The following is a 9219-nucleotide window of genomic DNA, read 5'->3' as shown; positions in this document are numbered from 1 at the left end:
CTCCCCGCCCCCGCCAACACGGCCCGCGCGGCCGTCGCTCGGCGGTGAGTTCCGGTGCTGCGTACCTGGTGGGAAGGGGGACGGGCCGCGTCGCGGTCCGTTGACCGCCGTCCGGCGTGAATGCTAGAACCGTAACACCAACATGCGCAATAGAGGTTGCACATGTTGCAACATCCCAGCTCGTCGGGTGGGCCGGGACCGGAACGGAGGCACAGCCATGAGCAACACGGCAGCACACCAGCACACCGGACACCACTCCTTCGCGGACCCCGCCCCCGGGCCCGGCATCGACCGGGACGCCGTCGCCGCCCTCGCCGACGAAACCCTCGACTGGCGGTTCAAGGCCGTCCCCGCCGACGCCTGGGGCCGCACCGTTCGCGACTGGCTCGCCACCGGCCCCACCCTCGACAGCCTCGGCACCCCGCTGCTCACCCTCGACGCCGCAGCCCTCGACCACAACCTGCGCACCATGGCCGCCTGGTGCCGCGAAGCCGACGTCCTGCTCGCCCCGCACGGCAAGACCACCATGGCCCCCGCCCTCTGGCAGGCCCAACTCGCCGCCGGCGCCCACGCCATCACCCTCGCCAACCTGCCCCAGCTGCGCGTCGCCCGCGCCTTCGGCGTCCAGCGCCTGCTGCTCGCCAACACCCTGCTCGACCCCGCCGGCCTCGCCTGGCTCGCCGCCGAACTCGACCGGCACCCCGACTTCGCCTTCACCTCCTGGGGCGACTCCGCCGACAGCGTCCGCCAGATGGACGCCGCGCTGCGCGCCGCCGGCGCGAAGCGCCCCGTCGAAGTCCTGGTCGAACTCGGCGGCCCCGGCGGCCGCACCGGCGCCCGCGGCATCCCCGCCGCCCTCGACGTCGCCGCCGCCGTGCACGCCGCCCCCACGCTGCGCCTGGCCGGCGTCGGCGGCTACGAAGGCGCCCTCGCCCACGACGCCTCCGACCGCGCCCTGGCCACCGTCCGCGACTACCTGCGCGACCTCGCCGAACTGCACCGCCGCCTCGCCCCCGACTACCCCACCCCCACCCCCGTGGTCACCGCCGGCGGCAGCGCCTACTTCGACACCGTCGCCGAAGAACTCACCCCCCTCGCCGAGGAGTTCCCCGGCACCAAGGTCGTCGTCCGGGCCGGCGCCTACCTCGCCCACGACGACGGCTTCTACCGCGGCATCTCCCCCCTCGCCCGCACCACCGGAGCCACCCCCCTGCGCTCCGCCATGCACGGCTGGGCCCGCGTCGTCTCCCACCCCGAACCCCAACTCGCCCTGCTGGACGCCGGAAAGCGCGACCTGCCGTTCGACGAAGGCCTGCCCGAACCGCAACTCGTCCGAGGAACCGGAGAGTTGACCGGCGCCGAGGTCACCGCCCTGAACGACCAGCACACCTTCCTGCGCGGCGCCGGCGAGACCGCCCCGATCGGCGCCGTCGTCCGCCTCGGCCTCTCCCACCCCTGCACCGCCTTCGACAAGTGGACCCTCATCCCCGTCCTCGACCACGCCGACGCCCAACACCCGCGCGTCGTCGACCTGGTGAGGACGTACTTCTGATGCCCGACCTCCTGCTGCGCGGCGCCACCGTCGTCGACGGGACCGGCGCCGACCGCCGCCGCGCCGACGTCACCGTCACCGACGGCCGCATCGACGAGATCGGCCCCGGCCTCACCGCCCGCCGCACCATCGACGCCGACGGCCTCGTCCTCGCCCCCGGCTTCATCGACCTGCACGCCCACTCCGACCTGAGCCTGCTCGTCGAACCCGACCACCCCTCCCGCATCACCCAGGGCGTCACCCTCGACGTCCTCGGCCAGGACGGCCTCTCCTACGCGCCCGCCGACGACGCCACCCTCGCCGCGCTGCGCCGCCAACTCGCCGGCTGGAACGGCGACCCCGACGGCTTCGACTGGAACTGGCGCACCGTCGGCCAGTACCTCGACCGCCTCGACCGGGGCATCGGCGTCAACGCCTGCTACCTCGCCCCGCACGGCACCATCCGGATGCTCGCCATGGGCTGGGACAACCGCCGCCCCACCGACGCCGAACTCGACCGGATACTAGCCCTGTTGGACCAGGCGCTGGCCGACGGCGCGGTCGGCATGTCCACCGGCCTCACCTACACGCCCGGCATGTACGCCGACACCGCCGAACTCGTCGAGCTCTGCCGGATCGTCGCCGCCCGCGGCGGCTACCACGCCCCGCACCAACGCTCCTACGGCGCAGGCGCGTTGGAAGGCTACGCGGAGATGGTGGAGATATCCCGGCGGTCCGGCTGCCCGCTGCACCTCACCCACGCCACGATGAACTTCGGCGTCAACGAAGGCCGCGCAGGCGAGTTCCTCGCCCTGGTCGACAGCGCCCTCGCCGACGGCATCGACGTCACCCTCGACAGCTACCCGTACCTGCCCGGATCCACCACCCTGGCCGCCCTGCTGCCCAGTTGGGCCACCGAGGGCGGCCCCGAGGCCACCCTCGCCCGCCTCGCCGACCCCGCCGCACGCGAACGCATCCGCGTCGACGTCGAAGAACACGGCAGCGACGGCTGCCACGGCGTCGTCACCGACTGGGACACCATCCAGATCTCCGGCGTCCGCAACACCGCACTCGCCGCCGTCGTCGGCCGCACCGTCTCTGAACTCGCCGCCGAACAGGGCCGCACCGGCACCGAGACGTTCTTCGGCCTGCTGCTCGCCGACCAGTTGGGCACCACCATCCTCCAGCACGTCGGCCACGAGGAGAACGTCCGCGCCATCATGCGCCACCCCGCGCACACCGTCGGCAGCGACGGCCTGCTCGTCGGCGCCCGCCCCCACCCCCGCGCCTGGGGCACCTTCCCGCGCTACCTCGCCCACTACAGCCGGGACTTGGGCGTCCTCACGCTGGAACAGTCGATCGCCCGGATGACCGGCCGCCCCGCCCGCCGGCTGCGCCTCGACCGGCGCGGACTGATCCGCCCCGGCCACCACGCCGACCTGGTCCTCTTCGACCCCGCGACCGTCCGCGACACCGCCACCTTCGACCACCCCCGCCGCCCCGCCGCCGGCATTGCCCACGTCCTGGTCGGCGGCGTCGCCGCCCTCACCGACGGCAAACCGACCGGAGACCTGGCAGGACGGGCCCTGCGGCGCGACGCGGACGGGCTGGTGCGGGCGGTGGACCGGTGAGCCGTCGGACAGGCATTGGCAGACGTCTTTCAGGAAACAGGAGTTGGGGAGCATGGGAACCGAAGTGACCGACCTGCGCGCGGCGTTGACCGCCCAGCCCGTGATAGCCGTGGTGCGGGCGCCGGAGATCCCGGACGCGGTCGCGCTGTGCGAAGCGCTCGCCGAAGGCGGCATCGCCTGGACCGAACTCACCTTCACCACACCGGACGTGACGCGCCACGTCGCCGCCGCCGCGAAGGCCGGCCGCCGGATCGGCGTCGGGACCGTCCTCACCGCCGGGCAGGCCCGCCAAGGCATCGACGCCGGGGCCGGGTTCCTGGTCACCCCCGGCCTGCGCCCCACCGTCGCGGCCGTCGCCCGCGAGGCCGGGATCCCGGTCGTGATGGGCGCGTTGACGCCCAGCGAGGTGGCCGATGCGCTCGACCTCGGCGCCGCCGCCGTGAAGATCTTCCCCGCGAAGGCCTTCGGCCCCGGATACTTCAAGGACCTGCACGGCCCCTACCCCGGCATCCCCCTGGTCGCCTCCGGCGGCGTCAACGCCACCAACGCCAGGGCCTTCCTCGACCACGGCGCCCTCGCCGTCTGCGCCGGCACCGACGTCGTCCCCCCGCAGACCGTCGCCGCCGGCGACTGGGCCGAGATCACCCGCCGCGCCAAGGCGTTCGTCGCCTCGCTCGACTGAGCGCGGCCCGGTCGCCGTCGGGGGCGTCGGCGGGGCGGAGGGGGCGGAAGAGGGGCACCTGCCCTTCGCTCCGCCCCTCCGTGCGTCCGTGTCCGCGCGGAGGGGCGGGAAAGCGCTTACCGGCTGCGGGTGGTGGAGTACAGGTGACTGTCGCGGAACTCGGTCGCGGCCAGGGTGCGGCCGACGATGATGACGGCAGTGCGGAGGACGCCCGCGGCCTTCACCTGGACGGCGATGTCGCCGAGGGTGCCGCGCAGCACCAACTCGTCCGGACGGCTGGCCATCGCCACCACCGCGGCCGGGCAGTCCGGCCCGTAGTGCGGGAGGAGTTCCTCCACCACGCTGTCCACGTAGCGGGCCGCCAGGTGCAGGACCAGCAGGGCGCCGCTCCGGCCGAGGACGGCCAGCTCCTCGCCGGGGGGCATCGGCGTCGCCTGCCGGGCCACCCGGGTCAGGATCACCGTCTGGCCGACCGTCGGGACGGTCAACTCGCGCTTCAGGGCCGCCGCGGCCGCCGCGAACGCCGGAACGCCCGGCACCACCTCGTACGGGATGTCCGCCGCGTCCAGGCGGCGCATCTGCTCGGCCATCGCCGAGAACACCGACGGGTCGCCCGAGTGCAGCCGCGCCACGTCCTGGCCCTCGCGGTGCGCCCGGACGATCTCCGCGATGATCTGGTCCAGGTCCAGGTTCGCGGTGTCCACCAGCCGCGCCCCCGGCGGGCAGTCGGCCAGCAACTCCTGCGGCACCAGGCTCCCCGCGTACAGGCACACCCCGCAACGCGCCAGCGTGCGCTGGCCGCGCACCGTGATCAGATCGGCCGCACCCGGCCCCGCACCGATGAAAAAGACCGTCACTTCGCTGCTCCTCCGACTTCCTCGGCCGCGCCGGACACCCCGGCGTCGCCGCCCTTGACGACGCTCCACTGAGTGACCGGCATCGCCTGCCGCCACCCCGTGAACCCGCCCACCGGCACCGCGTGCGCGACGCTCAGCTTCACCAACTCCCCGCCGCAGCGCCGGTACCACTGCGTGAGCAGGGCCTCCGACTCCAGCGTCACCGTGTTCGCCACCAGCCGCCCACCCGGGCGCAACGCCGCCCAGCAGGCCTCCAGCACGCCGGGCACGGTCAGCCCACCGCCGACGAACACCGCGTCCGGGACGGGGAGTTCGGCCAGCGCCGCCGGCGCCGCGCCCTGCACCACCTGTAGCCGCGGCACGCCCAGCGCTGCCGCGTTGCGGACGATCCGCCCCGCCCGCACCGGGTCGCGCTCCACGCTGACGGCCCGGCAACTGCGGTGCGCCCGCAGCCATTCGATGCCGATCGAACCCGAGCCGCCGCCGATGTCCCAGAGCAGTTCGCCCGGGGCCGGACCGAGTGCCGCGAGCGTTGCCGCGCGAATGTGACGCTTCGTCAACTGTCCGTCGGATTCGAAGAGTTCGTCGCGCAGGCCGGAAGTCAGCTGCTGGCGCGGCGCGTTCGGGTCGGCGGCCGCGCAGTCGATCGCCAGCACGTTCAGCGGATCGCCCGGCGGCAGCGACCAGCCGTCCGCCACGCCCTCGTACAACGCCTCGGTGGGGCCGCCGAGTTGCTCCAGCACCTGCATCCGGCTCGGCCCGAATCCGCGGTCCGTCAGCAGCTTCGCGACCAGCGCCGGAGTCGAGGCGTCCTTGCTCAGGACGAGTATTCGGCGGCCCTGGTAGAGCGCCGCGTGCAGCGCCTCGGGGGCGCGGCCGACCAGCGTCACCACCTCGGTCTCCTCCACCGGCCAGCCCAGCCGGGCGCACGCCAGCGACACCGAGGACGGATGCGGCAGTACCCGCAGCGACCCGGCCGGGACACCGCACTCGATCAGCGTCCGGCCGATCCCGTAGAACATCGGATCGCCGCTCGCCAGCACCACCAACCGCCGCCCCGCGAAACGGGCCACCAGGCCCGGCACCGACGGCCGCAACGGCGACGGCCACGGCACCCGATCCGCCGTCACCTCGACCGGCAGCAGCGCCAACTGCCGCGGCCCGCCCAGTACAGCCTCCGCCGCGGTCAACGCCTCCCGGGCGGCCCGGGACAGCCCCGGCCAGCCGTCCGCACCGACCCCCACCACGGTGATCGCAGACACGCGCAAACTCCTCACAGCTCGGGGGACGGGCAGCCGCAGCCTACCCGCAGCCGACTGCCACACCCCCCACGAGCTGCGGAGATCCACGGTGCGACATTGGCCACACCGGGGCGTGCGGGAGCCCTCAGCGAGGCTCGGACACCAGCTGGACCGCGGGCGGCACCTGAGCGGTGGACGCGCCGCCGGGTGAGGCGGGGAAGGCGCGGTGCAGGAGCAGCAGGGCGAAGATCTCCTGCTCGATGCCGTCGGGGTGGCGGGAACGCAGGGTGCGCGCCGGATGAGGAGGCGTCAGGTGGTCGAGCGCCGCCCCGCTGCGGGACTGCTGGGCGTAGCGGGCGGCGAGATCGGCCGCCGGGGCGACGGCCGGGTCGAGGATGCTGGTCAGCAGACGGTGGGGCGGGGCGCCCAGGCGGTCGGTGTCGAGCGTGTAGTCGATGACCCGGACCTGTGCCGGGCAGACGCGTTCACGCCCCCGATCGGTCGGGACGATCGGAACGCTCGGGGCCGTCGGACCGGTCGGATCGGAGGCCGTGGGCGGACCGGTCAGATGGGAGCCGTCCTCCAGCCGTGCGGTGAGCGGGAGTCGGAGATGGCCCGGCACCCGCCAGAGCAGATCGGCGCCGCCCGCGCGGGCGGCCTGCCAGGTCGCCGGGTCGGTCGTGCCGCGGTCGGCGAGGACCAGCATGTCGCGGGTCAACGTCGGGTAGATCGCCTCGGCGAGGGCCCGCTCGTGGGTCGAGAGCGGACCGACATCGGCCGCGAGCGCCGCGTTGGTGCCGCACTCGACCAGGGCGCTGACCCGGGCCTGCGGGTAGCTGACGGGCTCCTGGAGCGTGGATCGGCCGGCGCGGGCGGGAGTCCGCGGCGCGGTCCGGACGGCGCCGCCGAGCGACCGGCCGAAGTGCGCGGCGTTCGGCGGCGTGTCCGGGACGTCGAGGATCGTGCCGTCCAGCGCGACCAGCCGACGGCCGCGGTACCAGGCGTCGGCGGTGGTGGAGGCGGCCGGCGGCGGACACGTCTGCTGGAACAGGCGGCGCAGCGGCTCCGGCCCGAGCCGCAGCCGGGCCCGGCCGATCGCGGCAGCGGTCGGCACCTGCCTGCCGTGCGGCCACCAACGCTCCCGCTCCAGGTCGTTGACCAGCAGCCGGGCCACCTCCGGGTAGCCGTGCTCGGAGAACATGCCCATCGCCAGCACGAAGTAGACCACCACGCGGGCCGGCAGCAGCCGACTGCGCTGCTCGACCCGCCCGCAGTCGAGCAGCACCTGGTCGATCAGCTCGGGCGGGAAGGCGCGAGTCAGACCGCCGAGAGCGGCCCGCTCCGCGGGCCGGACGTCGGTGAGCGGGTGGGGCGGTGGGCCGGACTGCCCTGGTACTGGCACGACCCGTTCAACGAGTTGCGCGCACCGAAGTCACCGGTGCCCGTGAGTCACCTCGGTGGGATCGGGCCTTCGCGGGAGGGGGAAGGGGAGAGGGGAAGGGGGCGGCGGTGGTGACGGCTCGGCGGGGCGAAGGCCGCGAGGTTGCGGTCGGCCTGCTCGGGCGCGGACGCGTGCTGCGCCCAGCCGGTCGCGGGATGCCGCTCGTTCCGCTCGCACCGGATCGGTGGCCGGCCGGGGCCGGTCAGTCGAGGGCGTGCGCGGCGCGGCGGAGCGCGCTGGTGGCGCGGGCCAGGAGCTGGCGGAGGTGGTCGCGTTCGGCGGAGGTGAACTCGGCGTGCAGGGCCTGTTCGACGGCGCTGGCGCGGTCGTCGGCGAGTTCCAGGGCGGCGCGACCGCGGTCGGTGAGGCGGGTCTCCAGGATGTTGCGGTGCCAGCGGTGCGGGGCGCGCTCCACCAGGCCGCGATCGGTCAGGTGGCGGAGCAGCACGGCCATCGCCTGCGGCGTGACCTGGCAGGCCCGGGCGAGTGCGGCGCCGCTGATGCCCGCGTTCTCGGCGAGCACGAACAGCGCCGCGTACTGGGGCACCGTCAGCCCGGCGGGCTCGACCGCGACGCGCTTCGCGGCCAGCAGCTCCTGGTCGGCGAGGTGCAGATCGATGCCGAGGCGGTCACTGGCAGGCATTCCCATGCGGCGATGCTACAAGGCCTGCTCACCGTATCGACGTTGACAGTCATCAATGCATTGATGATGATCGTGGTGTTGAGCATGAGGGGGAGCGGGGCGCTGTGCCGTTTGCCGTCCCCGGACCTGCCCGCGTTTCGATGTTGATTTGTCGATCTGTCAGTTCGGCTGACGCCTGTGTCCCGGAGGACCGCAACCGATGACCGACCTCTCCTTCCTCTCCGCCCCCGGCATGGCCGCCGGCTTCGTCGCCGAGACCCGCCCGAGGGCCCACGGCGCGGGCGTCGACCTCTACGAGTACGACCGGGTCACCGCACCCCTGGAGTCCCTGCTGCAGTGGCCCGAGGCCTGCCGCGAGGCCGCACTCCGGCACCGCGCCGCCGCCGAACGGGCCGCGGGCCGCGGTCGGACCCGGACGGCCGGCGAGCGCCACCGGCTGGCCGCCCGGTGGTTCCACCTCGCGGGCCTGATCCCCGACCCCGACCGGACGCGGGCCGCCGAGCTGGCGAGGGAGGCGGACCGGTCGATGGAGCAGTCGCTGGCCCTGCTCGAACCGCAGGCGCGCCGCCTGTCCGGCGACGGCTTCGCGGGTTGGCTGCGGACACCGGCGGACGCGGGCTCGGAGGTGGGCGGACGCGCGGACGCGGAGGCGAATGGCAAGCGCTTTCCCGTTGCGGTGGTGATCCCCGGGATGGACTCCGCGAAGGAGGAGTTCCACGCCGTCGCGGACGCGCTGCTCGCCCGTGGCGTCGCCGTCCTGGCGATCGACGGGCCCGGCCAGGGCGTGATGGGCGCCGGGACGGTGCTGGACGCGACCGGCCACCGAAGCGCCGTGACCCGAGCCCTGGACGCGCTCGCCGAGGTCGACTCCGCCGCCGATGGATGGGGCCTCGACCTCGGGCGGATCGCCGTGGTCGGCCTCAGCCTGGGCGGGTACCTCGCCGCGGCAGTCGCCGCCCATGACCCGCGGGTGCGGGCGGCGGTGCTGGTCAGCGGCCCGTACCGGTTGGAGTGGGACGGGTTCGTCCCGTTCGTCACCGCCACCCTCGGCCTGCGGTGCGGCGGCCCGGACGCCGCCCGCGACTTCGCCGACCGCCTGGACCTGGCCGCGCTCGCGCCGCAGCTGCGCGGCCCGCTGCTGCTGGTCGAGGGCGGCGACGACCGGATCCCCGGCATGACCAACGCGGAGGCGC

At 74.5% G+C, this 9219-nt stretch carries 8 protein-coding genes; 4 read left to right on the top strand and 4 right to left on the bottom strand.

Translation table 11 applies throughout. The features are described from left to right. Nucleotides 1–217 precede the first annotated feature (217 nt). From IEZ12_RS12805 to IEZ12_RS12795, 3 genes are read left to right on the top strand one after another with little or no spacing between them, the layout of a single operon-like run. Nucleotides 218–1552 carry an alanine racemase gene (locus IEZ12_RS12805; RefSeq protein ID WP_189272155.1) on the top strand — a complete coding sequence of 445 codons (1335 nt, stop codon included), beginning with the start codon at nucleotides 218–220 and terminating at the stop codon, nucleotides 1550–1552. Then, the gene (locus IEZ12_RS12800) at nucleotides 1552–3162 is read left to right on the top strand and encodes an N-acyl-D-amino-acid deacylase family protein (protein ID WP_189272154.1); all 1611 of its coding nucleotides are present in this window, start codon (nucleotides 1552–1554) and stop codon (nucleotides 3160–3162) included. The genes IEZ12_RS12805 and IEZ12_RS12800 overlap by 1 nt, the downstream gene beginning before the upstream one ends. A 52-nt stretch (nucleotides 3163–3214) precedes the next feature. Beyond that, nucleotides 3215–3844 carry a bifunctional 4-hydroxy-2-oxoglutarate aldolase/2-dehydro-3-deoxy-phosphogluconate aldolase gene (locus IEZ12_RS12795; RefSeq protein WP_189272153.1) on the top strand — a complete coding sequence of 210 codons (630 nt, stop codon included), beginning with the start codon at nucleotides 3215–3217 and terminating at the stop codon, nucleotides 3842–3844. Nucleotides 3845–3960: 116 nt separating this feature from the next. On the opposite strand, the gene cobM is transcribed toward IEZ12_RS12795, so the two are convergent. The 4 genes from cobM to IEZ12_RS12775 all read right to left on the bottom strand — a co-directional run bounded on the left by cobM (nucleotide 3961) and on the right by IEZ12_RS12775 (nucleotide 8032). Continuing rightward, a complete protein-coding gene (cobM, locus tag IEZ12_RS12790; RefSeq protein WP_043911368.1) occupies nucleotides 3961–4701 on the bottom strand; it encodes a precorrin-4 C(11)-methyltransferase in 741 nt (246 codons plus the stop codon). Beyond that, nucleotides 4698–5963: a precorrin-6y C5,15-methyltransferase (decarboxylating) subunit CbiE gene (gene cbiE, locus IEZ12_RS12785; protein ID WP_189272152.1), complete on the bottom strand. Its 1266-nt coding sequence runs from the start codon at nucleotides 5961–5963 to the stop codon at nucleotides 4698–4700. The genes cobM and cbiE overlap by 4 nt, the downstream gene beginning before the upstream one ends. Before the next feature lie 124 nt (nucleotides 5964–6087). Then, nucleotides 6088–7344 (bottom strand): IS4 family transposase, encoded by a 1257-nt coding sequence (locus IEZ12_RS12780; protein ID WP_189272151.1) that lies wholly within the window; start codon nucleotides 7342–7344, stop codon nucleotides 6088–6090. Between the two features lie 241 nt (nucleotides 7345–7585). Then, nucleotides 7586–8032: a MarR family winged helix-turn-helix transcriptional regulator gene (locus tag IEZ12_RS12775; protein ID WP_229847482.1), complete on the bottom strand. Its 447-nt coding sequence runs from the start codon at nucleotides 8030–8032 to the stop codon at nucleotides 7586–7588. Nucleotides 8033–8225: 193 nt separating this feature from the next. Between IEZ12_RS12775 and IEZ12_RS12770 the strand changes: the two genes are divergently transcribed. Beyond that, the coding region (locus tag IEZ12_RS12770; protein WP_229847481.1) for an alpha/beta hydrolase family protein at nucleotides 8226–9219 on the top strand (994 nt) is incomplete at its 3' end.

It is taken from the genome of Kitasatospora griseola (assembly GCF_014648555.1).
GTDB classification, from domain to species: domain Bacteria; phylum Actinomycetota; class Actinomycetes; order Streptomycetales; family Streptomycetaceae; genus Kitasatospora; species Kitasatospora griseola.
This window is presented reverse-complemented; position numbering and strand designations above follow the sequence as displayed.

Coding starts and splice junctions, on each gene's coding strand:
- IEZ12_RS12775 (WP_229847482.1), bottom strand. CDS start 8,032: ATGGGAATGCCTGCCAGTGACCGCCTCGGCATCGATCTGCACCTCGCC.
- IEZ12_RS12805 (WP_189272155.1), top strand. CDS start 218: ATGAGCAACACGGCAGCACACCAGCACACCGGACACCACTCCTTCGCG.
- IEZ12_RS12800 (WP_189272154.1), top strand. CDS start 1,552: ATGCCCGACCTCCTGCTGCGCGGCGCCACCGTCGTCGACGGGACCGGC.
- IEZ12_RS12795 (WP_189272153.1), top strand. CDS start 3,215: ATGGGAACCGAAGTGACCGACCTGCGCGCGGCGTTGACCGCCCAGCCC.